General features: G+C 41.2%; 28 protein-coding genes and 1 pseudogene. 18 read left to right on the top strand and 11 right to left on the bottom strand.

Features of this window, described 5'->3' with window-relative positions:
* Positions 1–186: 186 nt before the first annotated feature.
* The 4 genes from RMZ43_RS30365 to RMZ43_RS30350 all read left to right on the top strand — a co-directional run bounded on the left by RMZ43_RS30365 (position 187) and on the right by RMZ43_RS30350 (position 3,942).
* A complete protein-coding gene (locus tag RMZ43_RS30365; RefSeq protein ID WP_322652355.1) occupies positions 187–1,293 on the top strand; it encodes a ligand-binding sensor domain-containing protein in 1,107 nt (368 codons plus the stop codon).
* A gap of 113 nt (positions 1,294–1,406) precedes the next feature.
* Positions 1,407–2,177 carry a 3-methyl-2-oxobutanoate hydroxymethyltransferase gene (gene panB, locus RMZ43_RS30360; protein WP_322647729.1) on the top strand — a complete coding sequence of 257 codons (771 nt, stop codon included), beginning with the start codon at positions 1,407–1,409 and terminating at the stop codon, positions 2,175–2,177.
* A 131-nt stretch (positions 2,178–2,308) separates the two neighbouring features.
* Positions 2,309–3,112 (top strand): Rpn family recombination-promoting nuclease/putative transposase, encoded by an 804-nt coding sequence (locus RMZ43_RS30355; RefSeq protein WP_322652356.1) that lies wholly within the window; start codon positions 2,309–2,311, stop codon positions 3,110–3,112.
* 113 nt (positions 3,113–3,225) lie between these two features.
* Positions 3,226–3,942, top strand: coding sequence for a Uma2 family endonuclease (locus RMZ43_RS30350; RefSeq protein ID WP_322652357.1), 717 nt, complete (start codon positions 3,226–3,228; stop codon positions 3,940–3,942).
* Between the two features lie 4 nt (positions 3,943–3,946).
* Here the strand turns inward: RMZ43_RS30350 and RMZ43_RS30345 are convergent, their stop codons facing one another.
* Positions 3,947–4,042, bottom strand: a complete 96-nt coding sequence (locus RMZ43_RS30345) for an HNH endonuclease (protein ID WP_322652415.1) — start codon at positions 4,040–4,042, stop codon at positions 3,947–3,949.
* Positions 4,043–4,100: 58 nt separating this feature from the next.
* Between RMZ43_RS30345 and trmFO the strand changes: the two genes are divergently transcribed.
* The 3 genes from trmFO to RMZ43_RS30330 all read left to right on the top strand — a co-directional run bounded on the left by trmFO (position 4,101) and on the right by RMZ43_RS30330 (position 6,561).
* Positions 4,101–5,417 carry an FADH(2)-oxidizing methylenetetrahydrofolate--tRNA-(uracil(54)-C(5))-methyltransferase TrmFO gene (gene trmFO / locus RMZ43_RS30340; protein ID WP_322647731.1) on the top strand — a complete coding sequence of 439 codons (1,317 nt, stop codon included), beginning with the start codon at positions 4,101–4,103 and terminating at the stop codon, positions 5,415–5,417.
* A gap of 201 nt (positions 5,418–5,618) precedes the next feature.
* Entirely contained in the window at positions 5,619–6,020 is a 402-nt protein-coding gene (locus tag RMZ43_RS30335) for a fasciclin domain-containing protein (RefSeq protein ID WP_118166018.1), read from the top strand.
* 205 nt (positions 6,021–6,225) lie between these two features.
* The gene (locus RMZ43_RS30330) at positions 6,226–6,561 is read left to right on the top strand and encodes a hypothetical protein (RefSeq protein WP_322652358.1); all 336 of its coding nucleotides are present in this window, start codon (positions 6,226–6,228) and stop codon (positions 6,559–6,561) included.
* A 148-nt stretch (positions 6,562–6,709) separates the two neighbouring features.
* Here RMZ43_RS30330 and RMZ43_RS30325 read toward each other — a convergent pair.
* From RMZ43_RS30325 to RMZ43_RS30315, 3 genes and pseudogenes are all read right to left on the bottom strand, one after another.
* Positions 6,710–6,805: pseudogene (locus RMZ43_RS30325) on the bottom strand (GNAT family N-acetyltransferase); the annotation flags it as partial.
* The gene (locus tag RMZ43_RS30320) at positions 6,802–8,157 is read right to left on the bottom strand and encodes a UDP-N-acetylmuramoyl-tripeptide--D-alanyl-D-alanine ligase (RefSeq protein ID WP_322652359.1); all 1,356 of its coding nucleotides are present in this window, start codon (positions 8,155–8,157) and stop codon (positions 6,802–6,804) included. The gene RMZ43_RS30320 and the pseudogene RMZ43_RS30325, both read right to left, overlap by 4 nt.
* A 1,346-nt stretch (positions 8,158–9,503) precedes the next feature.
* Positions 9,504–10,073, bottom strand: coding sequence for a DUF3611 family protein (locus RMZ43_RS30315; RefSeq protein ID WP_322647735.1), 570 nt, complete (start codon positions 10,071–10,073; stop codon positions 9,504–9,506).
* 321 nt (positions 10,074–10,394) lie between these two features.
* On the opposite strand from RMZ43_RS30315, the gene RMZ43_RS30310 reads away from it, so the two are divergent.
* Both RMZ43_RS30310 and RMZ43_RS30305 read left to right on the top strand, forming a co-directional pair.
* Positions 10,395–10,868 carry a TspO/MBR family protein gene (locus RMZ43_RS30310; RefSeq protein ID WP_322647736.1) on the top strand — a complete coding sequence of 158 codons (474 nt, stop codon included), beginning with the start codon at positions 10,395–10,397 and terminating at the stop codon, positions 10,866–10,868.
* Between the two features lie 90 nt (positions 10,869–10,958).
* Complete coding sequence (locus RMZ43_RS30305; RefSeq protein ID WP_322652360.1) at positions 10,959–11,432, top strand: TspO/MBR family protein; 474 nt, start codon at positions 10,959–10,961, stop codon at positions 11,430–11,432.
* Positions 11,433–11,437: 5 nt separating this feature from the next.
* On the opposite strand, the gene RMZ43_RS30300 is transcribed toward RMZ43_RS30305, so the two are convergent.
* From RMZ43_RS30300 to RMZ43_RS30290, 3 genes are read right to left on the bottom strand one after another with little or no spacing between them, the layout of a single operon-like run.
* Positions 11,438–12,145, bottom strand: a complete 708-nt coding sequence (locus tag RMZ43_RS30300; RefSeq protein WP_322652361.1) for a M15 family metallopeptidase — start codon at positions 12,143–12,145, stop codon at positions 11,438–11,440.
* A 58-nt stretch (positions 12,146–12,203) separates the two neighbouring features.
* Complete coding sequence (locus RMZ43_RS30295; RefSeq protein ID WP_322652362.1) at positions 12,204–12,464, bottom strand: DUF4926 domain-containing protein; 261 nt, start codon at positions 12,462–12,464, stop codon at positions 12,204–12,206.
* Positions 12,451–12,795, bottom strand: a complete 345-nt coding sequence (locus RMZ43_RS30290) for a DUF6883 domain-containing protein (RefSeq protein WP_322652363.1) — start codon at positions 12,793–12,795, stop codon at positions 12,451–12,453. Before RMZ43_RS30290 ends, RMZ43_RS30295 begins: the two co-directional genes overlap by 14 nt.
* Before the next feature lie 60 nt (positions 12,796–12,855).
* On the opposite strand from RMZ43_RS30290, the gene RMZ43_RS30285 reads away from it, so the two are divergent.
* The 5 genes from RMZ43_RS30285 to RMZ43_RS30265 all read left to right on the top strand — a co-directional run bounded on the left by RMZ43_RS30285 (position 12,856) and on the right by RMZ43_RS30265 (position 17,660).
* Positions 12,856–14,334: an aminotransferase class I/II-fold pyridoxal phosphate-dependent enzyme gene (locus RMZ43_RS30285; protein ID WP_322652364.1), complete on the top strand. Its 1,479-nt coding sequence runs from the start codon at positions 12,856–12,858 to the stop codon at positions 14,332–14,334.
* A gap of 109 nt (positions 14,335–14,443) precedes the next feature.
* Positions 14,444–14,944: a DUF2059 domain-containing protein gene (locus tag RMZ43_RS30280; RefSeq protein WP_322652365.1), complete on the top strand. Its 501-nt coding sequence runs from the start codon at positions 14,444–14,446 to the stop codon at positions 14,942–14,944.
* A gap of 268 nt (positions 14,945–15,212) precedes the next feature.
* On the top strand, positions 15,213–16,232 hold the full coding sequence (locus RMZ43_RS30275; protein ID WP_322652366.1) for an ABC transporter ATP-binding protein: 1,020 nt from the start codon (positions 15,213–15,215) through the stop codon (positions 16,230–16,232).
* A gap of 105 nt (positions 16,233–16,337) precedes the next feature.
* Positions 16,338–17,225 (top strand): ABC transporter permease, encoded by an 888-nt coding sequence (locus tag RMZ43_RS30270; RefSeq protein ID WP_322652367.1) that lies wholly within the window; start codon positions 16,338–16,340, stop codon positions 17,223–17,225.
* 36 nt (positions 17,226–17,261) lie between these two features.
* Positions 17,262–17,660 carry a hypothetical protein gene (locus RMZ43_RS30265; protein WP_322652368.1) on the top strand — a complete coding sequence of 133 codons (399 nt, stop codon included), beginning with the start codon at positions 17,262–17,264 and terminating at the stop codon, positions 17,658–17,660.
* Between the two features lie 91 nt (positions 17,661–17,751).
* On the opposite strand, the gene RMZ43_RS30260 is transcribed toward RMZ43_RS30265, so the two are convergent.
* A complete protein-coding gene (locus RMZ43_RS30260) occupies positions 17,752–18,189 on the bottom strand; it encodes a peroxiredoxin (protein ID WP_322652369.1) in 438 nt (145 codons plus the stop codon).
* Positions 18,190–18,384: 195 nt separating this feature from the next.
* On the opposite strand from RMZ43_RS30260, the gene RMZ43_RS30255 reads away from it, so the two are divergent.
* From RMZ43_RS30255 to RMZ43_RS30240, 4 genes are all read left to right on the top strand, one after another.
* Positions 18,385–18,789 (top strand): Npun_F0494 family protein, encoded by a 405-nt coding sequence (locus RMZ43_RS30255; protein WP_322652370.1) that lies wholly within the window; start codon positions 18,385–18,387, stop codon positions 18,787–18,789.
* A gap of 329 nt (positions 18,790–19,118) precedes the next feature.
* Positions 19,119–20,597, top strand: coding sequence for a cobyric acid synthase CobQ (cobQ, locus tag RMZ43_RS30250; protein WP_322652371.1), 1,479 nt, complete (start codon positions 19,119–19,121; stop codon positions 20,595–20,597).
* A gap of 116 nt (positions 20,598–20,713) precedes the next feature.
* The gene (locus RMZ43_RS30245; protein ID WP_322652372.1) at positions 20,714–20,950 is read left to right on the top strand and encodes a 2Fe-2S iron-sulfur cluster-binding protein; all 237 of its coding nucleotides are present in this window, start codon (positions 20,714–20,716) and stop codon (positions 20,948–20,950) included.
* 57 nt (positions 20,951–21,007) lie between these two features.
* Positions 21,008–21,226 (top strand): type II toxin-antitoxin system HicB family antitoxin, encoded by a 219-nt coding sequence (locus tag RMZ43_RS30240; protein ID WP_322652373.1) that lies wholly within the window; start codon positions 21,008–21,010, stop codon positions 21,224–21,226.
* Positions 21,227–21,388: 162 nt separating this feature from the next.
* On the opposite strand, the gene RMZ43_RS30235 is transcribed toward RMZ43_RS30240, so the two are convergent.
* The 3 genes from RMZ43_RS30235 to RMZ43_RS30225 all read right to left on the bottom strand — a co-directional run bounded on the left by RMZ43_RS30235 (position 21,389) and on the right by RMZ43_RS30225 (position 23,787).
* Positions 21,389–21,832, bottom strand: a complete 444-nt coding sequence (locus RMZ43_RS30235) for an SRPBCC family protein (protein ID WP_322647750.1) — start codon at positions 21,830–21,832, stop codon at positions 21,389–21,391.
* A 65-nt stretch (positions 21,833–21,897) separates the two neighbouring features.
* The gene (gene zds, locus RMZ43_RS30230; RefSeq protein WP_322652374.1) at positions 21,898–23,337 is read right to left on the bottom strand and encodes a 9,9'-di-cis-zeta-carotene desaturase; all 1,440 of its coding nucleotides are present in this window, start codon (positions 23,335–23,337) and stop codon (positions 21,898–21,900) included.
* A gap of 273 nt (positions 23,338–23,610) precedes the next feature.
* Positions 23,611–23,787 (bottom strand): CopG family transcriptional regulator, encoded by a 177-nt coding sequence (locus tag RMZ43_RS30225; protein ID WP_181985004.1) that lies wholly within the window; start codon positions 23,785–23,787, stop codon positions 23,611–23,613.
* Positions 23,788–25,465 lie beyond the last annotated feature (1,678 nt).

The raw sequence follows: 25,465 nt of genomic DNA, 5'->3' as shown, positions 1-25,465 counted from the left end.
TGCTTTACAATGTGTCATCAATGATATCTGGGGACTGGGTATTGGGTATTGGGTAATGAGAAAGTATTCCTAAATATTTATTTCCTATTCCCTAGTCCCCAGTCCCCAGTTCCCAGTCCCCAATGTTTAAAAAATCCCGACTAGGGGAACACTGGAAGTAACCCAAAGCCAGTTTAGGTAACGGCTATGGGTACTGTCTCCAAAGGAAATGTCACCGTGGTATTGTTTTGCAAGCGTACTAGTTTATTGATTACTTCTATTTTGCTGGGGTTGATAGCTTTGCCAAGTATAGGATGGGCACAAAAAACCCCTGATATTAATTCATCCGATCTAACTCCTGCTTACCCACCTTCTGCACCGCCACCGCGAATAGAACCTTTGCCCGATGAGCGCGGAGTGCAAGAAAATTCGCCGAAAACCGATTATCGTGTGGGTAACTTACTAGGAGATATTACTGGCAATCTTTGGGTAGGTTCTTGGCGGGGACTATCGCGAATTGATCCTAAAACTGGCAAGATTATTTCTCGTGTTAATTTACCAAATGTTGCCATTGGTGCTTTAGCCCAAGACAAAGTAGGACGTTTGTGGGTAGGAAGTTATGATGGACTGTTCCGAGTAGACCCCCGTACTAGTGAAATCACCGCGCAGAATTTATTTTTGCCTTCCAAACGGGTGTTGTCATTGTTAGTTGACAAACGGGGTTATTTGTGGACTGGAACCGATAGCGGTTTAGCTCTAATTAGTCCTGACCAAGGTCTAATTATGACAACATTAAAAAATCTGCCTGGTGTCAGCGCCAATACCCTGACTTTAGATGCTGAAGGTCAACTGTGGGTTGGCACTCTTGATGGATTGGTACGGATAAATACTGCTAGTGCTGCAATTATGAAGCGGATAGCCGATTTACCAGGGACGACTGTCCAAGCTTTAGCTATCAGTCCAGAAGGATTAATTTGGGCAGGAATGCCAAATAATTTACTAGTTATTAATCCAAAAACTGGTGCAGTGTTGCGTTCTGTAACTCGCCTGCGTGGGCGTGACGTGACGGCGGTACGTTTTGCTAAAGATGGTAGTGTCTGGGTCGGGACTAACAATGGTTTGTTACGATTAAATCCAAATACAGGGGCTGTGTTAGATGCAGAAGTTGCTGGACTTCCTTCTAGTCGGGTTCTTGCTCTTGCACCTGACATTGCCAATAAATTATGGATCGGCACTAGTGAAGGTCTAGCTTGGTTAATGCCCAAAACTGACAGTGCAAAACCCCATATTGCTTTCAGTCACGCTGTTAAATGAGGGAATGGGGAGTGGGGAGAGACGCGATTAATCGCGTCTGTACAAAGTGGTGAAATTCCCTAATCCCTAATCTCTATTCCCCACTCCCTACTCCCTACTCCCCACCTAGAAAAATGGCAATCACTACCCAGCAATTAATTCAATGGAAACAACAGGGACGTTCAATTGTGGCGTTGACAGCCTGGGATTATGCGATCGCTCAACTCATTGATGCAGCTGGTGTAGACTTAATCCTTGTGGGCGACTCTATGGCAGTAGTTCTAGGGTATGAAACAACACTGCCGATAACTTTGGATGAAATGATCTACCACGCCAAATCTGTGCGCCGTGGGGTTAAACGGGCATTAGTGGTGGTAGATTTACCATTTTTGACGTATCAAGAAAGTCTCCAGCAAGCGATGCACTCAGCTGGGCGAGTACTGAAGGAAACGGGCGCTCAAGCAGTAAAATTGGAAGGTGGCTATCCAGCGATCGCAGAAACTATCGCTCGTTTGGTACAAGCTGGAATTCCGGTAATGGGTCATGTCGGTTTGACACCGCAATCAGTACATCAACTAGGTTTGCGACAACAAGGGAAAACGCAAGAGGCGAGTGAGAGGATTTTACAAGAAGCGATCGCTCTGGAACAAGCAGGTGTATTTTCTCTAGTTTTAGAGCATATACCCGTAGATTTGGCAATGCACATTACACAAAAATTAAGCATTCCCACAATCGGTATCGGTGCGGGAACTCACTGCGATGGACAAGTTTTAGTTACCTCTGATGTCCTCGGACTTACCGAAAAGCATCCACCATTTGCCAAAGTTTACACAAACTTGCGAGAAACTATTACCAAAGCCGTGCAAGATTATGCTGTGGAAGTACGCGATCGGAAATTTCCATAAGCATAGAATTTACGATCAAAAAATACAAAAAGCTGCCAAATAGCTAGTTTTCCATCTGTGATAATTTATGCAATCAGAGAGCAGCACATTATAAAATTGCTAAAGTTCAAAATTGTGCTTTAACATCCAGAGTGAAAACTGACAGCATCTTTTATCGTTTATTTCAAGAATTCCCCAGTATATTCTTTGAACTGATTGGCAATCCTCCTGAGACTGCCAATACTTATCAATTCTCTTCAGTTGAAATCAAACAAACTGCTTTTAGAATAGATGGTGTATTTCTTCCGACTCAAAACGAAGAAAATCCGATTTATTTCGTTGAAGTTCAATTTCAACCAGACTCAGATATTTATTTGCGCCTAGTTTCAGAAGTATTTCTCTATTTGCGGCAAAAGAAATCTAAAAATTCTTGGCGAGGAGTAGTGATTTATCCCAGAAGGAATATAGATACTGGTGAACAACAAGATTGCCACGAATTCTTTAACAGCAATCGTATTAGTATAATTTACTTGGATGAATTAGGCGAAGCTACATCACTACCAATAGGTATTGCTACCCTAAAATTAGTAATTGAAAATGAAGATACAACTATTGCTACCGCAAGAGTTCTAATTAACCGTACTAAACAAGCGGTAAATTTGCAACTACCACAAAAACAATTACTAGAATTAATAGAGACAATCTTAGTTTATAAATTGCCTAACATAAGTCGAGAGGAGATAGAAGCAATGTTTGGGTTAAGTGAGTTGAAGCAAACACGGGTTTATCAAGAAGCTAAACAAGAAGGTAAACAAGAAGGTCGTTTTGAGGCAAAGTTAGAAGCTGTACCTAAACTGCTAGCACTAGGTTTAAGTGCAGAACAGATATCACAGGCGTTAGATTTGGATGTTGCACAAGTCCAGCAAGCAATACAGCAAACACCTCTAAATGAATAAATTATAAGTGATGTTTGGCGGCTAGCCTTTTTGCTTCTAAGAATTTCAGATTAACGAGATCGCCATCTCAACTAGAAATATCAGCTAAAAACCCCATACTTAGAGGTGCAGCAATGGTACAACAAGTTACACCAGAAACCACCATCGAAGTCATCTACCCAGAAAGCGACGGACAGCCAATGGCGGATAATACAGAACAATTTACATGGATTGTCAAAATTAAAGAAAATTTAGAAATTTTATTTGCATCGCAAGCTGATGTATTTATCGCCGGAGATTTATTTTGGTATCCAGTTAAAGGAAGCCCAAATATTAAACAAGCGCCGGATACAATGGTAGTCTTTGGCAGACCAAAAGGAAAACGGGGTTCCTATTTACAATGGAATGAAGATAATATCCCGCCACAGGTAGTATTTGAAATTCTATCGCCAGGTAACACTCTCAAAGAAATGACCAAAAAATTGCAGTTTTACCAGCGTTACGGCGTGGAAGAATATTATATCTACGATCCAGCTAAGAATGATTTAAATGGCTTGCTCCGTTCTGCGGATAGTTTTGAAGTCATTGAAGAGATGAATGGCTGGGTAAGTCCGCGTTTGGGAATCCGTTTTACACTGACACCGGATACTTTGGAAATTGTTTCTCCCACCGGACAAAAGTTTTTGTCACCTGTAGAAATTGACCAGTTACGAGAACAAGAACGCCAACGTGCAGAACAAGAACGTCAAGCAAAGGAAGCAGTTTTACAAGAATTAGAAGAAGAGCGCGATCGCTATCAAGAATTGTTAGCTAAACTCAAAGAAAAGGGAATTGATACAGATAATTTATAATTTTTTAAAGGTTACATAGAATACAGGCATAGCAGAAATTATCTGGTGTTGTTGCTCCACCTTGTTTTACGCTAATTGTATAGTCAGCATGACTTTTTATTTAATTTACTTCTGTGATGCTGATAGATACTTATAATACAGGAATTAAAAATTTAACTATGGAACAACAACCGATACAAGTAATTGGAGGTGGACTAGCTGGGACAGAAGCAGCGTGGCAAATAGCCCAAGCTGGAGTGCCGGTAATTCTCCATGAAATGCGTCCAAAACGCTTCAGCCCTGCTCATCATACAGAACATTTAGCAGAACTAGTGTGTAGTAATTCCTTTGGGGCAATGGCAAGCGATCGCGCAGCTGGATTATTGCACGAAGAATTACGCCAACTCGGTTCTATTGTCATCTCGAAAGCTGATGAACACGCCGTACCTGCGGGTGGGGCGCTAGCGGTAGACAGGGGACAATTTGGCCAAGACTTGACTCAAACTTTAGCCAGCCATCCTTTAATTGAATTTCGCCGGGGTGAAGTGTCTGCGATTCCTGAAGGAATTGTGGTTTTGGCAACTGGGCCTTTAACCAGTCCCGACTTAGCCGAAGATTTGCAGCGCTTTACCGGGATGGAATACCTGAGCTTTTTCGATGCCGCTAGTCCGATTATTGTGGGAGAATCGATTAACCGTGACGTTGCCTTTATGGCATCACGTTATGACAAAGGTGAAGCTGCTTATCTCAACTGCCCAATGAATAAAGAGCAGTATTTGCGGTTTCGAGAAGAACTTTGTAAAGCAGAACAAACAGAACTCAAAGGTTTTGAACGGGAAACAGCGAAATTTTTTGAAGCTTGTTTACCCATTGAAGAACTCGCACAGCGTGGGGAAGATACCATGCGCTATGGGCCCCTAAAGCCAGTGGGATTGTCAGATACTCGCACCGGGGAACGTCCTTATGCTGTGGTGCAGTTACGACAAGAAGATAAAGCCGGTCAACTGTGGAATATGGTAGGATTCCAAACTAACCTGCGCTGGGGCGAGCAAAAGCGAATATTTCAGCTAATCCCAAGTTTGGAAAAGGCAGAGTTTGTCCGCTTGGGAGTAATGCACCGCAACACTTTTATTAATGCTCCTGGGCTAATGCATCCGACTCTGCAATTTAAAGAGCGTCCAACATTGCTAGCTGCTGGACAGTTGATAGGTACTGAAGGCTACACTGCGGCGGCTGCGGGTGGCTGCTTGGCGGGAATTAATGCAGCGCGGCTAGCTTTGGGTAAAGAAGCTTTGGTTTTACCCCCAACAACAATGATGGGTGCGTTATTTGAATTTATTAGTTCCGCTTCGCCGAAGCATTTCCAACCAATGCCGCCCAACTTTGGGATTTTTCCCGAACTGGGTGCGAAAATCAAAAGTAAGCAGGAACGTTATGGACGTTACCGCGATCGCTCTTTAACTGATTTAGCAAACTGGAAAGTTAATCATAATTAATGGGCATTGGGCATGGGGCATGGGAAAGAGGACTTGGGGACAAGGGGAAAGACTTCTTGGAAGTTCTAAACTTTTGTCACCTTGTCCCCTCTGCTCCCCTGCCTCTTGTTTAACATCTGATTTTAAATTTATTTTTTTAATAAAACTTCAAATAGGTTTATTATCCTTTAAAATTTTTTGCAGAGATTCTAGGTAAGATATATGGCTGATATTGTTGATATTGCAGTTACGGCTGAGTCCTTTAAAACACTGGTGGCAGCTGTACAAGCTGCTGGTTTAGTAGAAACATTAAAAAGTCCTGGCCCGTTCACTGTCTTTGCACCAAATGACGATGCTTTTGCCAAGTTACCACCGGGAACTATCCAAACTTTGTTACAGAATATTCCCCAGTTAACGCGGATATTAAAGTATCATGTCGTTCCAGGAAAGCTTCTAAAGGCTGATTTGGCAGAACTTGGTACGGTTAATTCTGTGGAAGGTTCACCGATTAAAATTAGTTCTTCTGATGGTTTTGAAGTTAAAAATGCCACAGTTTTAGCAGCAGATATCGAAGCAGATAATGGTGTGGTACACGTTATCGATACGGTGATTTTACCGGGTTAATTTAGCTAGGGTGGGTATTTTCCACCCTACTGATCCAAAATCTTTATAATTAACTAACTATTGGGAGTATCAAAAGGTAACTCAATAGTTTAATTTATGTTATATTTGCAATGTGATTACTCACTCATATATTAATGTTGATTTAGTTATTTTAAAATACAATAAATTAAATTCTTAAAAAGCTAACACCTATCTTAACAAATTAATGCTCGATTTAAACACCTTAGCTGAGTTCTCTCGTGGCAACTGCGTTAGTATTTGTGCATTTCTCGTCCCAGCAAACTTACTTGTCACAATTTTAACGATGAGCCTAGTAGCTTTACGTCGTCCATCGTATCAAGTGTGGCAATCTGCTGGAATTGCTAGCTTTTTCGCTTCTGTGATGATAATGCATGTATATACTTGGTTCCAGATTGGCGTGGTGATGGCTCCTACTTACATCTTGATGTGGCTAGCAATCACCTGTTTAGTGACTAATTCGGCAGCAATTCTTTTTCAAAGACGCTACAGCAATAACCCTAGTCTTTCCAACAACGCCTAAAATCTACACATAGTAGCGATCGCACTATTTCTTCAACTCACTAGTGCATAGATGCTTCTTCGGTTTGTTGTTAGATATAACTCTTTAGAATTCTTTCATAGCACCCAAGAGGGCAATTTTGCCCTTTTTGGGTGTGTCTGCCAATAATTACAACCTTGCGATCACTAGCGTATTGATGAACCGCTTGCCAATCTGATTCTACAAAGTCTCGCAGTATAAGACGTTGGGTTTCTAGTGGTATCATCTGGAAAATTCTGCACGTAACTGATTGACTACCCGATCTAGTCCCACAGAATGGGCAGCTTTAAATAATAAACGATCGCCTGCTTGCACAAATGTCTTCAACCTAGCCACCAAATCAGCATGAGTTGCAAAGCACTCCGATGGAATACCTTCGGCACTAATAGCGATCGCTTCGGCATCTTGTCCATCTACCAAAACCAACAAGCCATCTAAATTCAATTTTTTCACTGTTTCTCCCACTCGCTGGTGCAACTGCTGCGATCGCTCTCCCAATTCTTTCATTGCACCCAACACAGCAATCTTCCGCTTTCCGGGTGTCTCTGCCAATAACTCCAAGGCTGCAATCATAGCTTCTGGTGCAGCATTATAAGTTTCATCTAAGATTACCACATCATTGGCTAAGGTAAATCGCTGCGATCGCCCTGTGGGCATATCCACCATTACACCTGCTTTAAGGGTTGCCCAATCGATCCCCAACACCTTTGCCACCGCTAAAGCTGCTAAGAAATTTGTTGCATTGTGACGACCAGGTAAAGGTAGAGGTAGTTGGATTCTGGCAACTTCTACAGTGTCGTTATCAATTAATTGCCCTTGGATATCCCCACCAGAAAAGCCATAAGTTAAAACTTCTCCGTGCCAAAATTTTGCTGCCGTCGTCATTAATAAAGGATTGTCGTGGTTGAGAATTGCCACGCTATCAGCAGACATTTCGGCTAATAACTCACATTTCGCCTCAGCGATCGCTTCTTCCGAACCTAGTAATTCAATATGTGCCGTCCCCACATTGGTAATCACTCCAATTGTTGGACGTGCTATTTGTGTCAGTTCGGCAATTTGTCCCCTACCCCGCATTGCCATTTCAATTACGGCGTAGTCATTTTCTGGGCCAAGTTCTAGGAGAGTTTTCGGGACACCGATTTCGTTATTGTAATTTCCAAAAGTTTTATGAACTAGTCCTTTTGTTCCTAAAACTGCCGCAATTAGTTCTTTAGTTGTAGTTTTACCTACTGAACCTGTGACACTAATTACAGGGATGTTAAAGCGATCGCGCCACCATCTGGCAACTTTCTGATATGCTTTGAGGGTGTCTTTTACTTGTAATACAGGAAGCCCTGGATTTTCGTACTCAAAATCTACAATTGCAGCTAAAGCACCCTTTGCGATCGCAGTTTGCACAAATTCATGTCCATCAAACTTATCGCCTCTTAAAGCTAGAAATACTTCACCAGGCTTCAGGGTACGGCTATCTGTTTGTATACCGTAACTTACTTGTTTTAAAGCATTTTCAGATAAGTTTACAGAACTGGCCAAAAGAATTTCAACCAGTTGATTTAGGGTGGCAGTACAATGCATAAGTAATTTACAATTTTATTGTTTAAAATTATAAAATCGAATTATGCCATAATACTGCATTGAACCACAAGATTTGCGATTCTTGAAAAAGAGTTCTCTTGGCTATTGCCGATGAATTGCGACTATGTTCGTCTATAAGTAAATACGCTTCAGTTCAGGCTAAAACTCTTTATCAAAGTCAATTTTTTTAATGTAGACGCTGCATAGACTTACCACAGGCTACGGCACAGCCTCACAAAGAAACGGTATTACTTAGTTCACTCTCATTTAAAAATAAAGGCGTACCTATATAAGTACGCCTCTATAGCCGATTCATTTGTTGCCAAGATGTTTGAAAAATAGTCTACTCAGTCCATTTTAGTTAAAAGAGTTTGAGGGTTGATTAGGGTCTAGATTAGTAGGAAATAAGAAAATTTCCTTGCCTTCTGAGTTTGCCTTCTGGTGAAGCAAAATTGCTTTTCCCAAAGAACAATATTTAATTGGAACCCATCTGTCGCTATAAAAGTAGACAGTTACTCGGCTCATTGCATACTCTTTCAACGGCAGTGGAAGAGACCAGGAGGAGTCCCCAGTTTGAACCTTACCTGTTGAGTCCATGCTTTGAACCTCAATTATTAAGTATATATACTTTCACTCATCAGAATGATTTAAAGTAACTGTCATAAGTAATAAGAAAGTGCCTTTAAACTGAATCTTTAGGTAAAAATTAGAAATAACCTAAAGACATGGCAGAAGCCAGTCTAAACTTCTCATTTTTAAAGGCTCACGGAGTTTAAAGACCAACGAGTAAGTAGAGCGGCGTGAATAATTCAAGGTTTGTAGTAAGCGGCTCCAGCCATCATTTGAGGACTAAAATCCTCAATACAAACTAATCTCAAGCTTTTTTTACATTACTTGATTTAGTTTCATTTATTCTTACCGACTTACTTATCTGAGGTGGATGAACGGAGTTCAAAGACTCGTTCACGAGTATCAAAGACTCAGGGCTATTTCATTCTCATCTAGCCCAATACGGTTCAGTTAAGGAAATTTATCTGTTAAGGCAGGCAGGGGACGCAGGGGGAGAGAATAAAAGCTTAACTGAACTGTATTGTCATCTAGCCCGTCTCAGAATTTATTCTGAGGCTAATAGCACTCATTCGTCTAAAGACGACTAATAAAGGCTTTTAGTCCACTTGAGTGGACTTGGGCTAAAAGCCTGTGAACTTTAGTTATGAGCGGTTTATGTCTAGAACGAAATAGCCCTAATCAAAGACTCATCAGCAAAATTTTGATCCCAATTTGGATTTACTCATGAGTCACAATTCACCACTCAGCATAAGCTTTTTAAATTTTGCGTAGCTGTACTAGTGTTGATGCACTCGCTCCAGCAACCATAATGAAGCGATAGTACCCACAAAGTGAGCAGCAATCCCGTTGATGTTTGCTACAGCGACAAAAACATCCAGCGCCCTAATAATTCTGTAGGGGTCAGTGATTGCCACTCCTGGAGGTTGGGATATAGATTTTGCCACTAGCACTAACACAGTTGATCCAGCACCCAAGAGAGTTAATAATATTCCTACCAAACCTGCAATTATTCCCAATCGGATGATTTTAGTTGTATCTGCCTTACTCAGATGCAACGCCGGATTAGGATTTTCTAGACTTCTGCCTATGCGAGTGTAACGAAAATCCCAATACACAGAGAACAACAACACTACAATACCGCACGCAGCCCAAAACACAGCTACCCCAAGACCGGCATTCGGTTGTTCCACAAAGCCACGACCAGTAGCGGCAAATAACAAAGCTAAACCAGAAACCACTGCAAGTCCCAATTGTATCCAGAAAGAAATCCAGCCTGTAAGCCGTATAGTGTTACCAATTCCTCGAGTTTCTGGTGCTGGCGAACGCGTTTCTGATTTAGTTTGCATATAAATTATTTTAATTGCCTTATCCCTTTATTACTAAGAATATTTCCACGCTTCACCCTATACCCCCACCCCCAGACATAATTTACTAGAGAGTGGGGAATGCTGAAGGAGGTGGGGGAAGGAAAAGAATAAAAAATTATCTCTTTCTCCTCTGCTCCCTGCCCCCCTGCCTCTTTCCCAATGCCTATAATTTAAAATCCTGCCGAACGATGTGAAGGTTTCAAACTCAGGGATGATGAGTAATTAGCAACTAAATTGACAAAATCACACTATAAAGAGTGATATTAAGCGATAGATAGCGCTTGTAAAGGAATAATGGCCATGATTAAATCTTGGATGGTGATTGGGGGTGTCGCTTTCTTAGTTGCTTTAGCAGCTAACGTAATTACACCTAGCGATCGCCAATGGTTCAAGCGCTTACAACGACCGAGATGGCTAACTTTTGAGGGTGCGATTCCTATTATCTGGACTGTAATATTTATTTGCGGTGCTTGGTCAGCTTATATTGTCTGGGAAAAAGATCCAGGAAGCACCTCAACCTGGTTAATCATGGGTTTATACTTGCTTTTAGAAATTGTAACCATTGCCTATACACCTGTAATGTTTAAGCTTCGCAGCCTGAAGGTCGGTACAATTCTTGGTGGCACAGGTTTTATCATTAATGCTTTATTGATACTTGCAGTTTTAGGTTTTTCTGGTTGGGCAGCACTATTACTAGTTCCTTATTTGCTGTGGAGTCCCATTGGTACTTATACCACTTGGCAGATGATCCGTCTCAATCCTCAAGATGCCTAAGATTCGCACCAGGGAATGATTAAACATATAGCTTAAATTGTCAAACTTGCAGTGTATGACTTGACAAAATACACAAAACTTGAGTGCATTATGATTCCATCTTGGATAATAATTGGGGCTGTAACTTTCTTCGTCGCCCTTGGTAGTTTCTTCATCACACCGCGTGATGTTAAATGGTTTGCAAATTTAAGTCGCCCGCGTTGGCTAGTTTTTGAGCCGTTGATTCCGATCATCTGGACTGTAATTTTTATTTGCGGTGCAGCTTCAGCTTATGTTGTCTGGGAAAAAAATCCCGGAAGCCCAATTACTTGGCTACTAATGGCTTTGTACCTTTTGGTGGAAATTATCACCGTTGCCTATATACCTACAATGTTGAGGTTTCGCAGCTTGAAAATTGGGGAAGTTCTTGGGCTAATCGGTTTGATTTCAGGCGTTGTCCTCGCAATCTGCGTTTTGCCGATTTCTCTAACGGCGGCGCTGTTACTCCTTCCGTATCTAATTTGGACTCCTATTGGTACTTACACTACCGACGAGTTAAAAGAGTTGAATCCTCAAGATGCATAACGCACCTATACAAGTCGCCCATAACGTGCTATGACAGGCTTGGCTGGATTGGATTGATTATTTAGCCAAGCCCACATTTGATCTCCAATAGAAAAATGCCACCATTCTCTAGGATTGCGTTGAAAACCGACTTTTAACATCACATCTTGCAATAGCTGACGGTGAGCATGATACTCTTGGGCTTTTGGGCGATCGCTATTGGCATAATAATCAGGATGCGATCGCTCTGACATTTCATCAATAGGCGAACCCATATTTACTATTTGCCCTGCATCATCTACTAGCGTCACATCTACCGCCGCACCTGTACTGTGAGGAGGAGGAGTTTTTTCATCCAAACTTGGTACAGCCCAAATTTCATAAACCGCTTCCCAAATCTTTTGACGTTGGTTTGGGGATAATTCCACATTAGTTAATCCCCTATCCTGCAATGCTTGGGCGAAGCTGTAATCTACCATAAACTGTTGGACTGCTACTGGGCGATAAGCGTCAAAAATTTGGATACGCCAGTTTGGATGCAGTAGTTGAAGATAATTTTGCGCTTGGATCAGTTTTTCAATGACGCTTTGACGGAGATAATAAGGGGAGCGATCGCCATAAGGCGCACCTAATTTTTCATAAGGATGAGGAGATTCCACCGCAAACAATTCTAAAGGAATCTCCACCAACGGTTCACCACACTCAAAAATCGGGATTTGATGATAAGGTCTCATCTAGTCAGCTACACAGGACTTACGGATTTTAGCGCAAGCATAGTATTTTGGTAAAAATTTAAGCAATTGCCAAATCATAATGTAAAACTAAGATTTCATCTGCTTTCAAAGTCGCCATTGCATATTCGCAGCCCTGCGTATCAGCAAACTCAACTAAATAATGATATTCTTCTTCTTGCTCATACACTTCTACAATTGTCCCAACTTGCCCACTAGGTAAGCTTTCGATAGAAGTATAATTTTCTTCTATTAGTTGTAACCTCTCAATGGGAATAGGCTTGAGTGTAGCAATAGTATCCAAAAGTTTAACTTTTTTCATTTAACTTCAGAAATGCAGTAATCAAACGTGGATAAACATTATTAGCGGTAGTTTCCCAGATTGTTCGCAGCCTGATTCCGTCTGTATCAGGTACTATCCAATCTACCTTAAACTGTTGACCAAATTGTGTGGTACTTTGCTGAACAACTTCACCTGCAACTGCTGCTGTTTGAATAAGTTCACGCAAAACATCAGGGTTTTCTAGTGTGATTCCTAAAATTGATGCGAAAACTCTAGCTTTATGTTTCCCACTTGGATGTTCTGGGTTTAGACAATAACCTATGAGCTTTTGCACAGAAATCTCTGCTTGCTCGCCGTTGGGTAATTTCATTGTCTATGAATATGCCCTAACAGATTTCAAATTTTATCATTAACGGTTGGTTTTATTTAAATGCTCAATCAAAATCAAATACCCTTATTAGATGCCTTGAAAGCCAATGCAGCAAGATTCCATGCACCTTTTTACACCCCAGGACATAAACAAGGTGAGGGAATTTCTCAACCCTTAGCTGACTTATTTGGTAAAGCTGTCTTTCGCGCTGATTTAACCGAATTAGCAGATTTAGATAATCTGTTTGCGCCTCAAGGCGTTATTCAAGAAGCACAACAACTAGCATCTGAGGCATTTGGCGCTTCACAAACATGGTTCCTTGTCAATGGTTCTACCTGTGGGATTGAAGCAGCAATTCTCGCTACCTGTGGCACAGGCGATAAAATTATTCTGCCTCGCAATGTCCATTCATCTGCGATCGCTGGTTTAATTCTCTCTGGTGCAATACCTATTTTTCTCAATCCTGAATACGATCCAGTTTTAGATATTGCCCATAGCATCACGCCTAATGCTGTAGAATCTGCACTCCAACAACATCCAGATGCTAAAGCAGTGTTGACAGTTTACCCAACATATTACGGCGTTTGCGGAAATTTGAGTGCGATCGCCAACATCACACATCAATATAATATTCCTCTACTTGTAGATGAAGCACATGGCGCCCACTTTGCCTTTCATCCAGAATTACCCACTCCAGCTTTAGCCGCAGGTGCTGATTTAACTGTACAATCCATCCACAAAGTACTTGGTGCAATGACACAAGCATCAATGCTGCACATCCAAGGTAATCGAATAGATGGCGATCGCATCAGTAAAGCTTTGCAACTCTTACAATCTACCAGTCCTAGTTATTTACTTTTAGCTTCTTTAGATGCGGCACGTCAGCAAATGGCACTCCACGGAAAAATGCTGATGTCTCGCACTTTAAAACTTTCTGATGAAACTAGAACAAAAATCAGTCAAATTCCTGGATTATCAGTTTTAAGCCCCCCTTTAAAAGAGGGGTTAGGGGGATCTCCCGGCTTTGTGGCTTTAGACAAAACGCGATTAACAGTAACTGTTTCTGGTTTAGGCTTAACCGGATTTGAGGCAGATGAAATTCTGGATGAAAAATTTGCTGTCACTGCTGAATTCGCCTCACTGCAACATCTCACCTTTATCATTAGTTTGGGCAACACCCCAACCGATATTGAGCAACTGCTACAAAGTTTTACCACTCTTGCCAAAGAATATCGCCGAACCAACTTGAATGTTAAAAGCCATCTTTGGCAAGAGCTTTTCACTACACAGTGTCATGCTTTATGTTGTTCTCCCCGTGAAGCCTTTTTTGCTGTCAGTGAGATACTACCTTTAATACAGACCAATCAACGCATCTGTGCCGAAATCGTCTGTCCCTATCCCCCAGGAATTCCTGTATTAATGCCAGGAGAAGTCATCACCAAACCCGTCCTTGACTATCTGCAACAAATCCAGGCAATGGGAGGATTGATCAGTGGTTGTGCTGATAGGAGTTTACAAACCTTAAAGGTAGTAAACTAATAACTTATATGGTAAATTTAAGCATAATAGCTTAAACATATTTCTCACAATGATTGCTCATTTTTCAAATTTAGCTAAATAATCCTCTATTAAGAATAAATTTAAATCAATGAAGAGAAATTTTTGGTTAGTAGCAGTTCTACTTTCTCTGGTAACAACCTATGATAGAGCCGCTTTTGCTCAAAGTCCAACTAATCTTATTCCACCAAGTAATAACGCTCAAGAAATAGAAAAAACTAATAATATCAAGAAATTGTTTGAGTTAACTGGTGTGAAAAATCTTTCTCGACAGATCCTCACTCAATTATTAAATAATGTTAAGTCCGATTACCCTCAAGTCCCTCAAAATTTTTGGGATAAGTTTGCTACTGAATTCAACTCAGATGATCTTGTAGATGAGATTATTCCTATTTATAATAAATATTTTACTAATGAAGAAATAAAACAACTTATTACATTTTATCAGACACCTTTAGGACAAAAAACAATTACCGTTATTCCCCAAATTTCTCAAGAATCTTATGATGTTGGAAGAAAATATGGAATAGCAGCAGCCCAAAGAGCTTTAAAAAAATTGGAAGAAGAAGGATATATTCGCCCTAGTAAATAAAGCAGTGTATGATTTTAATTGAAATTTAGGAATGGGTAATTTTTAGGTTCTACTCAATCACTAAACTGATGCGCGAAAAGAATTGTACATTTTTGCATTCAGACCGTCCTAAGTCAATTGGTCATCTGTCCTTTGAAATACAAAGCTTCCTCTGTGCCTATTGTGACTTGCTTGATAAAGCAACTTTAAACTCAGATCAACTTTGCTCTCCACCTTCTACAATAAAGATAGACTTTATTGAGATTTGTATAGTTGGGGAAAAGCTGTCATGGCTCCCGCCGTTTTCATTCAAAATTTGCAAAAGCGCTACGGCACAGTGGTCGCCGTCCAAGATGTTTCCTTTCAGGTAGAATCAGGAGAAATCTTTGGTTTACTAGGCCCCAACGGTGCTGGGAAAACTACAACCTTGCGTGCCTTATGTACACTTACCACACCGGATGCTGGCAAAATCGAAGTATCTGGTATCTCTGTGTTAGATAATCCGAGAGTGGCAAGACAACGATTAGGCTACGTAGCTCAAGAAGTCGCTATAGATAAGGTGCTGACAGGAAGAGAACTGCTGCAACTGCAAGCCGCACTTTATCACCTCCCAGGCGCAGTAGCCAAACAGCGCATTGAGACTGTATTAGATTTACTCGGTTTGCAAGAATACGCCAATAAAAAGACAGGAACCTATTCCGGCGGTTTACGCAAGCGCCTAGACTTAGCTGCTGGATTACTCCATTCACCGGATGTTTTAGTCTTAGATGAGCCAACAGTAGGGCTTGACATAGAAACACGCTTCGTGGTGTGGGATTTCCTGAGAAAATTACGCGCCTCTGGGACAACGGTAGTAATTACCAGCCATTACTTAGAAGAGGTTGACGCTTTAGCCGATCGCGTAGCAATTATAGATCGCGGCGTTGTAATTGCGGCTGGCACACCTTCACAATTGAAAGATCAAGTAGGGGGCGATCGCATCACTTTGCGAATCCGCGAGTTTTCCCCCATTGAGGAAGCCGAAAAAGCTAAAAACCTCTTGCAACCTTTGCCGTTTGTGCAAGAAGTGATCATCAACAGTGCTCAAGGTAATTCCCTCAACTTAGTAGTGACACCTCAAAACGATGCTCTGATTAACATACAGCAAGCGCTAAATACTGCTGGCTTACCCATATTTGGCATAGCCCAATCTCGCCCCAGCCTCGATGATGTTTACCTCGCCGCTACAGGACGCACACTGATGGATGCAGAACTAGCAGCCGTTGCCACTCGCGATCCTAAAGCTGAGAAAAAGCAGAATATGAGATAAAGCAGGGGAAGCAGAGGAGGCAGGGGAGGCAGGGGAAGAAGAACGAACTATTAACCAATCCCCAGCCCCCAATCTAAAATTCAAAATCCAAAATCTAAAATTGCTATGAGCGTTACTCCTAAATCTGATATCAATTGGCAGCCGTTAGCATCGCCACAAGCAGATGTTAATCCTGCACCTAACTTTTTCGGTGAATTGGTACAAGAGACGTTGGCTTTAACTCGTCGCTTGTTTATTCAGTTACAACGGCGTCCCTCCACATTGGTTGCCGGAATTATTCAGCCGGTGATGTGGTTGGTGCTATTTGGTGCTTTATTTCAAAATGCACCCAAGGGATTGTTTGGCAGTACGACAAATTACGGACAATTTTTGGCTGCTGGAGTAATTGTGTTTACAGCCTTTGCTGGGGCGTTGAATGCTGGTTTGCCCGTAATGTTTGACCGCGAGTTCGGCTTTTTGAATCGTTTGCTGGTAGCACCCTTAGCATCACGCTTTTCCATTGTCTTTGCTTCAGCAATCTTTATCATCAGCCAAAGTTTGCTGCAAGCAGCCGTGATTGTTGCAGCAGCAGCGTTTATTGGGGCTGGACTACCAGATGCAACGGGTTTATTTGCGATCGCTCTAATTGTCTTTCTCTTAGCTTTAGGCGTAACAGCAATCTCCCTTGGTTTAGCTTTCGCTCTACCCGGACACATCGAATTGATTGCAGTGATTTTCGTCACTAACCTACCATTATTGTTTGCTAGTACTGCTTTGGCTCCTCTATCCTTCATGCCTGGGTGGTTGCAGGTTATAGCTACCCTAAATCCCCTCAGCTATGCGATCGAACCTATTCGCTATCTATATCTCCATAGTAGTTGGGAACTAAGTAGCGTAGTCATGCAAGCTCCTTGGGGTGATGTTACCTTCGGGGGAGCATTGCTGGTATTGTTTAGCTTTGCCGTTGTTGCCTTACTGAGTATCCAACCCCAACTGCGACGAACTCTTGCTTAAAGAGATAAAATAGAGCAATTTTAGGGTCAAAATCCCATGAAAAAATCATTTTTACAAATTCCTAGACTCTTTGTAGCTACCCTGGCAGGAATTAGTTTTGCTTCCTTGCTGATGGCTCAACCAAGTTCGGCTCAAGTCAGCAGCCCAGCCGATGCTTTTCCCAGTAATAGTACAACTGACCAAAATACCGATCCCTTCTCCCGTTCAAACTCAGACAACTTTAACATGTTTGACCTGATTCATCGGGCAAATTTCGGGACTCTCAACTGGAATTCTAACCAACAGAACGAACAACTAGACTCAGCCGCAGCAGCTTTTAAAGCAAGACAACAAAAACTAATTCGAGGTCAACAACAGCAAGCAACCCCCAGTTTGCCATCGTTTACACTACCATCAGCTACACCGCCATCGGTTACACCACAATCAGGTAACTGAATTCAAATAAAGAACCCCAAGCTTGTAGTGCTTTGTAAAGCAGGGCTTGGGGCTGAAACTATTAAAAAATCTTTAGTTATCAGGTAAAAAACTACAGTCCAAGTGCAGTTAAAACATCGCTAGCATGGGTGGTGGTATTTACACTAGTGTCAACATGGGTAATTTTGCCGTTGGGGTCAATTACGTAGGTGACGCGCTTGGCATAACCACCGCCATCCACATCGAAAGCTTTGATGAGGGATTTGTCGGTGTCAGCCAGTAGAGGAAAATTCAAATCATATTTTTGGGTGAATGCCTGATGAGAGACTTCATCATCTGCACTGACTCCCAAGATGACAATATCTTTACCTTGATATTGAGCTTGGGCATCCCGAAAACTACAGGCTTGTTTGGTGCAGCCTGGCGTGTCATCTTTGGGGTAAAAATACAAAACAACTGTCTTTCCCCTCAAATCAGATAGCGAGACTGTGTTGCCGTTTGTATCTTTGGCGGTAAATGCAGGTGCATCCGTACCAACTGCTAGAGGCATAATTAACCTTTCCTGTTTCAGATTGTTGATGCACTTGAAATTTTACATTAATTTATAATCATTAAATATAATTACTAAAAAATAGCATAACTATACTTTAGGTAAGCAGTTTTTGCTTAAATAAGGTAGTTGCTACAAGGAAAAATATATTCTTACATTAATTTTTATCAGAAGAAAAATTACTACCTATACACAATGGCTGCTGTTGATTCCCAAAACCCAAATATTTTTGTCTATCCTCAAAGCACAGTAGACAGAGCCGAGCGATCGCTAGTGTGTTCGCCCTTCAATTTATCTTTATTTGAAGTCATGGGACAAAGAAGTGTGTCATTAGCTGCGATCGCCTTAGAAAATGGTCTCAAGCAGGGCTATACTAAACGCCCTTTATCAGAATTAGCCTGTGACAACGCCTTGGGCTGGCTGATTCAAGTGGGTGTATTACGGCGAGAAGTCGATGGTCAGGGGATTACAGATAGTTTTCGCCTCACTCCCTTGGGTCGTCAGTTGGTAGAACAATATCAGGGAAAAAATTGGCGGACACCTTCATGGCGCGATCGTTTATCCGATATTGTGATTCGTTGGTTACGGATACCTTTTTAGAATAAAAAACTAAAAAGTTAGGATTAGGGAATCAAAGGGAACAATATATACGGAAACGTCACATCTATTCATGAAGTCTTTACCATAATCATCTAATAATTAAAATTTGTGATGCTTGTGGTGAGCATGGGGCATTGGGCATTGGGGAGCCAGTGCGTTGGGCGGCTCTGCCGACTTGAAGCAACTGGCGTCATTGGGCATTGGGCATGATGTATTAGTTCTTCTCCCTCTGCTCCCTCATCCCCCTCATCTCTCTGATCTCCCCCTGCTCGGCTATTGTTCGCTCCTAAAAATTCACCCTGTATCCTGAAAACTAACTAATAGCAACTATGAAATCAATTATGGTGGTGGGGACAACATCCCATGCAGGGAAATCACTTTTAACTACAGCTATTTGTCGCATTCTGTCGCGGCGTGGCTGGCGAGTGGCTCCCTTTAAAGGTCAAAATATGGCTTTAAATGCTTATGTCACTGCAAATGGTGGAGAAATTGGCTATGCCCAAGCAGTGCAAGCTTGGGCGGCGGGAGTCGTGCCTTGGGTAGAAATGAACCCAATTTTACTCAAACCTCAAGGGGATATGACTTCCCAAGTAATTATTAAAGGCAGGTCTGTTGGTAAAGTAAGCGCCTCAGATTACTACGAGCAATATTTTGACCTGGGGTGGCGGACAATTGAAGAATCGCTACAGCATTTAGGAACAGAATTTGACATGGTGGTTTGTGAAGGTGCCGGTAGTCCAGCAGAGATTAACCTCAAGCACCGCGACTTAACTAATATGCGAGTGGCAAAACATTTAAATGCGCCAACGATGTTAGTAGTTGATATTGATCGGGGTGGTGCTTTTGCCCATGTCGTGGGAACCTTAGAGTTATTAGAACCAGATGAACGCGCCTTAATTAAGGGTATAGTAATTAACAAATTTCGAGGGCAGCGATCGCTCCTAGATCCGGGGATAAAATGGTTAGAAGAACGCACAGGTATCCCTGTTATTGGTGTTATACCCTACTTACAACAAGTATTTTCAGCAGAAGACTCTCTTGATTTGCTAGAACGTGAATCCTATAAAGCCCAAGCTGACCTCAACATTGCCGTCATCCGCCTACCCAGAATTGCCAATTTTACTGACTTTGACCCACTCGAATCAGAAAGCACTGTTTCAGTAAAATATTTAAGTCCTAAGCAAGATTTGGGACATCCTGATGCCGTGATTATCCCAGGTACAAAAACCACAATTGCTGATTTGCTACTGTTGCAAAAAAGCGGTATGGCAGAGGCTATCCAACACTATGCGGCTTCTGGGGGAACGGTTTTAGGTGTCTGCGGTGGGTATCAAATGCTCGGTCAAATCATCGCTGATCCGGAAGGGATAGAGGGACAAGCAGGCAGGTATCAGGGGTTAAATCTTTTACCAATCAGAACCGTAATTACTGGGCAAAAAATCGCTCGCCAGCGTCAAGTTAGCTCGAATTATCCGCAACAGGGCTTACCAGTAAATGGCTTTGAAATTCACCAAGGGCGATCGCGCATCGAACAGCAAGGTATAGACCCTCAATCGTACCATGCCCTATTTGATGATATTAATTTAGGGTTAGTGGATAGTTGTCAATCAGTCTGGGGAAGTTATCTCCACGGGCTTTTTGACAACGGCCCTTGGCGACGCGCTTGGTTAAATCGCCTCCGTCAACAGCGCGGTTTAAAATCTTTGCCCACCGGAGTTGCTAACTACCGGGAACAGCGAGAGCAGATTTTGGACTCTTTAGCCACTGAAGTAGAAAGCCATTTAGACTTAACTCCATTTTTGTCTTAAACTAGGCTCTAATTGGAAATTTAAAAAGGATCTATTGTTTGCAAATCAGGCTAAAGCAATGAAAACTACTTTGAGTGTGTCCCAATTACGAATTACGAATTACGAATTATTATCTAATGATTGTTCGTGTCCGCTTTTTACCAGATGATGTCACAGTAGATGCCGAAGTGGGAGAAGCCCTATTAGATGTAGCAGACCGGGCTGGGGTATTTATTCCCACCGGTTGTTTAATGGGGTCTTGTCACGCTTGCACCGTCGAATTAGAGGATGGAGAAATCATCCGCGCTTGTATTACCGCAGTACCACCACACGAGGACTTGACAATTAATTTGTTTAGTGACCCAACTTGGTAATTTTTTAACCTTCTAAGTTCAGAAAATCAGATGAATAAATAGAGGATAAAAGACAATATGAGTAAGCTTAAATACCAAATGCTTATTCAGTGGTCTGATGAAGATGATTGCTTCTTAGTAGGATTTCCTAATTTTCCAGGACAAGCCTGGCGAACTCACGGGGATACTTATGAGTTGGCGGTGGCAAATGGAATTGAAGCTTTAGAGTCTCTAATTATTGCTTACGAAGCTGTAGGCAATCCACTTCCAGAACCAACAATAAGTAGAGTGCGTTAACGGGATTGAGTAGGTGGTAATTAATGCTGCACAACTTGTGCAATACGGCTTATTTTGCTTGAAATAGTATTTTTGTATTTAAAAAATCCATATTTTCCCTATTAGACAGCAAGAAACTTTTAGAGATTGTTTCCTACTGTCTGTTTTTGCTATATATATGAATTAATTAGCCTTAACATTCAGCGCGTATTCTTTAAACCTTTCCAAGTCAGCTTGAATTGTCGATTCAACTACACGCCCCAGAAACAAGTTATCCATAATTTTGCCAAGAATGCCGGGGATAGCGTAGGAAATGGTCATTTTAACAATGCTACTATTGTGGCGATCGTAAAAGCGAATCGCTCCCTGATTTGGCAAACCATCAATCGATTCCCATTGGATAATTTGGTTGGGAATAACTTTGAGAATTCGGGATTTCCAAGTAAATTCTAGACTGCCCGTCTTCAGTTTCCAAAGAGATATATCTGGATTATCCGGTGGAATTTTCACCGAATCAATCCACTTCATCCACCGGGGCATTTGCTCCAAATCTGACCAGAGGCTCCATACTAAATCTATGGGAGCGTCTACTTCTACCTGCACAGTATGCTCTAACCAATCTGACATTCTCTCTTTTTCCTTCTCTTTGAGATGCTTTGCATAGCTTGTTTTTTGCAGGAGTACGCGGTTAGTTATTTCTTCAAATTCTCCAAAATCACTTTTGCCGCCCGCCGTCCAGAAATAGTAGCACCTTCCATGCTGTCGATGTAATCTTGCTGAGTATAACTCCCTGCAAGGAAGAAATTATCTACTGGTGTCTTTTGGTTAGGACGGTATGCATCCATCCCTGGCGCTTCTCGGTAGAGAGACTGAGCAAGTTTTACCACACTATACCAAGTCATATTTAGCTCCCGCGACGAGGGAAACAGTTCATGCACTTGCTTGAGGACATGCTGGGCGATCGCTTCATTGCTTTGTGCAATAAAAGGATCTCCCGGTGTCAGCACTAACTGTAACAGTGAACCCTGTCCTGGGCGATAATAATCAGCAGGGCTAGTCAACGCCAAATCGGCAAAACAAGAAAAGTCAGCATCTGCTGTGTATAGCAAATTATCAATTCCAGCTGCATGATTTAGCTGTTTACGTTGCTCTCCATCGTTGAGTTCAGTTACCCAGCCATCGAAACGTAACTGTACTGTAGCCACTGGCACTGCATCTAGTTTGTAAATATTGTCAAATTCTGACCACTTACGCCACTCGTGGGGTAGGATGCGTTGAATTCCTGGAACATCACAGGCAAAGACATAAGCATCAGCAGTGATAGTTTCTAATGTATCACCTTGGGCAACTACTATACCAGTGACGCGCGTTTGTTCGTCTAACTCAGTAAATTGAATTTCTCGAACTTGCCGACGCGTATAAACTTTCGTGCCTCTAGCTTCTAAATATTCTAGAATGGGCTTGTGCAAATACTCAGATGGAGAACCTTCCAGCATTCGCAAAACAGAGGCTTCAGTTCTGACTGCAAATAACTGAAATATCGTTAACATACAACGGGCAGACATATTTTCGCAATCAATAAATCCCAATGCGTAGGCAATGGGGTTCCACATACGTTTGATGCTGCCATTGCTCCCACCGTGGCTGCGGAACCAGTCGGCAAAGCTAACTTTATCTAAGTTGCGGATGGTTTTCATCGCCCCGTTAAAGTCTACCAACCCGCGAACTATGGGACTAGTACCCAGAGCGATCGCATTTTGCAGTTTATCCTGCAACGATAGTTGAGAGGTCGTGAAAAATGCCTTTAAGCCATTGAAAGGCGCACCTGTTAGGAACCGAAAATCCAAAGCACCGGTGCGGCCTCCTTTATTAATAAAAGTGTGGGTATGTTCTTTGAGGCGTAAGTTTTCTAACACCCCCACTTTCTTCATCAAGTCAAATAGTTGGTAGTAGCAGCCGAAAAATACATGCAAACCCATTTCTAGATGGTTGCCATCGCCATCAACCCAACTGCCAACTTTACCACCCACAAACGGACGAGACTCAAAAATCTCTACTTCACAACCAGCATCAGTTAAATCTACTGCGGTTGCTAGCCCAGCCAGTCCCGCACCTACGATTGCAACACGCATTCCGTCGTTCCTTTTCAGTTTCTTTACAGATTGTAACTGCGTTGGTGTCGGAATTTGCTACTTAATATCAACTCCACCACATATTAAAGCATCGCAATTGCGATACTAAAATCTTTTTCATCGCTCGTTTTAATCCTGGCAATTGACCAGACGCGAGAAAAACGCGTCTGTATCAGCTACACAAACTCTTGTCCATAGCGACGGACTCAAAAAAATATCATAGCTATTTTTTGGTAACAAAGCAGTTATCTGGTAAATCGTAAAAGCAACTTCTTACTTGTTTACATCTTTGTCGTCATCGGAGACAGGCAAACTTCTAATCAGTTCGCGAATCACATCGGTTGCGGGTCTACCTGTTTGTTGACAATATTTTTCTAGCTTTTCCGCTTCCTGTGTTGCGAGATTGACAGTTATACGTTTAACAGCCCATTTTTTATTTGTCATTATCATGCTATCTGCTGGATATTTAGATCGTTGGAAGATTCTAAATTAAAGAGGGAACCGATAAGGTTATCAGAATTTGTCTCACGAAACAAGTAATATTATTAATATTAAAAATGTTCGTTTTGTCAAAGTATTCATCATTTCCTAAAAAAAATAAAAAACTACGCTTTATTTGTTACTCTGGTGACAGGATAAAGACCACATAGTTGCTTTTGAAGATAATAACGCTACTAACATCATGAGTAAAGCCTGACAATGAAATTTTATAAATGAATTTGAGACACGTACTGTTGATTCAATCAAGATTTCCAAAGTTATTCTCCATCGGAAGTATTTGACCTTATCTCTTAACCAAGTTCGCCAAACCCACTTGAAGAGAACATCTCAGATAACACCATAAAATAAAGCTTCAGAATCATTATCATGCCGAAATGCTTTATGACAGGCGAGTTACCATCGCCTATAGAGGTTGTGAATAATCACTTAAAAGTAGGCAAATAAGCGTTCGCTCTAAAACAAACACCCATCTAAACCCATTACTCTAACCATGAAGTTAAAAGCTACTTGAACGTTTATGAATTTTGGCTATCCTCTATCAAGCTGATTGCTTCTTTGCGTCAATATAGTAACCACCAAAAAACTTATAAAACTCGGTTTCCTGGGTGTAAATCGCTAAAACTTTGGTAAATTTTAACAGCATTGTCTGTAATTTTACACAGATAAATGCTTGCAAAACAGAGATGGTGTTACTTGACTGTTGCCGAAAACAATATTTTATTTTTGCTTCATTCTTTTACACTAACTCGCCGTAAAAATACGATGCAATCTAAGATGTGTTTTATCTTCTCTCTAGTGATATAGTTTGTCTTAGACTCAGTGCTTTTTTTCCCATTCATAGTATGTATCCATTGAAAGATTAGACAAATTATTTTTTTTGCAAATTTTTGTACCATAAATTAGGCAGTAAATTTTTTCAAAAATAAATTACTGCTAATATACTTTTAATTTGCAAACATTTATTATTTAGTAAGTATACTCATAGAAATAATTATACATTCCGTTTTTTTCAATTATGTATTCATTATAGCTATTGTTTATACGCTTTAAATAATCTTCATTTAGAGACTAAATAAACTCATTCTCATTTTTTATAAAAAAATTACAAAGAAAAAGATATATTCTCAGATTTTGCTTAATTATATTGATATATAACAATATAAAAAACTCAGTAAATAGTTAAAAAATATTTCTATATATAGGTGCGTCACCTAGATTTTATGAAACAGAACTTTGCGGAACTTTTTTTGGTTGTTTGTACTGATTTATACTAGTAAATCTTCATATAGAAAGGCTGGAAAAATTTCAAAATACAGCTCCTTCATGAAATTGAGGTAAAGTTAGGTTCTAATCATTGGTTACCTACTGCTGTTGATATATAGCAGAATTCAGAGAGAACTCTGAGCTAAAGGAAAATCCAGAGCGGATATTTTCTCCTCTCTGGATTTTCCAATCTTTGGCTTTCTTAAAATCAGAATTTTGAAGAGTTAGAAAGCCATACGCTTGGAAAAAGATCAAGCTTTCCTTTTTCTTATGCCGAATGCAGTTTTGTCAATATGTGAATCAAATATCTATCAACTTACAGCACTTTGCAAGTAAGTGAGGTACAAAATGCAAGATTCACGCA

The sequence above is a fragment of the Nostoc sp. CmiVER01 genome (assembly GCF_034531135.2).
Taxonomy (GTDB): Bacteria; Cyanobacteriota; Cyanobacteriia; order Cyanobacteriales; family Nostocaceae; genus Nostoc.
This window is presented reverse-complemented; position numbering and strand designations above follow the sequence as displayed.

What these genes read in the sequence shown, in the direction of transcription:
- RMZ43_RS30365 (WP_322652355.1), top strand. Translation starts at nt 187, where the DNA reads ATGGGTACTGTCTCCAAAGGAAATGTCACCGTGGTATTGTTTTGCAAG.
- panB (WP_322647729.1), top strand. Translation starts at nt 1,407, where the DNA reads ATGGCAATCACTACCCAGCAATTAATTCAATGGAAACAACAGGGACGT.
- RMZ43_RS30350 (WP_322652357.1), top strand. Translation starts at nt 3,226, where the DNA reads ATGGTACAACAAGTTACACCAGAAACCACCATCGAAGTCATCTACCCA.
- trmFO (WP_322647731.1), top strand. Translation starts at nt 4,101, where the DNA reads ATGGAACAACAACCGATACAAGTAATTGGAGGTGGACTAGCTGGGACA.
- RMZ43_RS30335 (WP_118166018.1), top strand. Translation starts at nt 5,619, where the DNA reads ATGGCTGATATTGTTGATATTGCAGTTACGGCTGAGTCCTTTAAAACA.
- RMZ43_RS30330 (WP_322652358.1), top strand. Translation starts at nt 6,226, where the DNA reads ATGCTCGATTTAAACACCTTAGCTGAGTTCTCTCGTGGCAACTGCGTT.
- RMZ43_RS30320 (WP_322652359.1), bottom strand. Translation starts at nt 8,157, where the DNA reads ATGCATTGTACTGCCACCCTAAATCAACTGGTTGAAATTCTTTTGGCC.
- RMZ43_RS30315 (WP_322647735.1), bottom strand. Translation starts at nt 10,073, where the DNA reads ATGCAAACTAAATCAGAAACGCGTTCGCCAGCACCAGAAACTCGAGGA.
- RMZ43_RS30310 (WP_322647736.1), top strand. Translation starts at nt 10,395, where the DNA reads ATGATTAAATCTTGGATGGTGATTGGGGGTGTCGCTTTCTTAGTTGCT.
- RMZ43_RS30305 (WP_322652360.1), top strand. Translation starts at nt 10,959, where the DNA reads ATGATTCCATCTTGGATAATAATTGGGGCTGTAACTTTCTTCGTCGCC.
- RMZ43_RS30300 (WP_322652361.1), bottom strand. Translation starts at nt 12,145, where the DNA reads ATGAGACCTTATCATCAAATCCCGATTTTTGAGTGTGGTGAACCGTTG.
- RMZ43_RS30295 (WP_322652362.1), bottom strand. Translation starts at nt 12,464, where the DNA reads ATGAAAAAAGTTAAACTTTTGGATACTATTGCTACACTCAAGCCTATT.
- RMZ43_RS30290 (WP_322652363.1), bottom strand. Translation starts at nt 12,795, where the DNA reads ATGAAATTACCCAACGGCGAGCAAGCAGAGATTTCTGTGCAAAAGCTC.
- RMZ43_RS30285 (WP_322652364.1), top strand. Translation starts at nt 12,856, where the DNA reads ATGCTCAATCAAAATCAAATACCCTTATTAGATGCCTTGAAAGCCAAT.
- RMZ43_RS30280 (WP_322652365.1), top strand. Translation starts at nt 14,444, where the DNA reads ATGAAGAGAAATTTTTGGTTAGTAGCAGTTCTACTTTCTCTGGTAACA.
- RMZ43_RS30275 (WP_322652366.1), top strand. Translation starts at nt 15,213, where the DNA reads ATGGCTCCCGCCGTTTTCATTCAAAATTTGCAAAAGCGCTACGGCACA.
- RMZ43_RS30270 (WP_322652367.1), top strand. Translation starts at nt 16,338, where the DNA reads ATGAGCGTTACTCCTAAATCTGATATCAATTGGCAGCCGTTAGCATCG.
- RMZ43_RS30265 (WP_322652368.1), top strand. Translation starts at nt 17,262, where the DNA reads ATGAAAAAATCATTTTTACAAATTCCTAGACTCTTTGTAGCTACCCTG.
- RMZ43_RS30260 (WP_322652369.1), bottom strand. Translation starts at nt 18,189, where the DNA reads ATGCCTCTAGCAGTTGGTACGGATGCACCTGCATTTACCGCCAAAGAT.
- RMZ43_RS30255 (WP_322652370.1), top strand. Translation starts at nt 18,385, where the DNA reads ATGGCTGCTGTTGATTCCCAAAACCCAAATATTTTTGTCTATCCTCAA.
- cobQ (WP_322652371.1), top strand. Translation starts at nt 19,119, where the DNA reads ATGAAATCAATTATGGTGGTGGGGACAACATCCCATGCAGGGAAATCA.
- RMZ43_RS30245 (WP_322652372.1), top strand. Translation starts at nt 20,714, where the DNA reads ATGATTGTTCGTGTCCGCTTTTTACCAGATGATGTCACAGTAGATGCC.
- RMZ43_RS30240 (WP_322652373.1), top strand. Translation starts at nt 21,008, where the DNA reads ATGAGTAAGCTTAAATACCAAATGCTTATTCAGTGGTCTGATGAAGAT.
- RMZ43_RS30235 (WP_322647750.1), bottom strand. Translation starts at nt 21,832, where the DNA reads ATGTCAGATTGGTTAGAGCATACTGTGCAGGTAGAAGTAGACGCTCCC.
- zds (WP_322652374.1), bottom strand. Translation starts at nt 23,337, where the DNA reads ATGCGTGTTGCAATCGTAGGTGCGGGACTGGCTGGGCTAGCAACCGCA.
- RMZ43_RS30225 (WP_181985004.1), bottom strand. Translation starts at nt 23,787, where the DNA reads ATGATAATGACAAATAAAAAATGGGCTGTTAAACGTATAACTGTCAAT.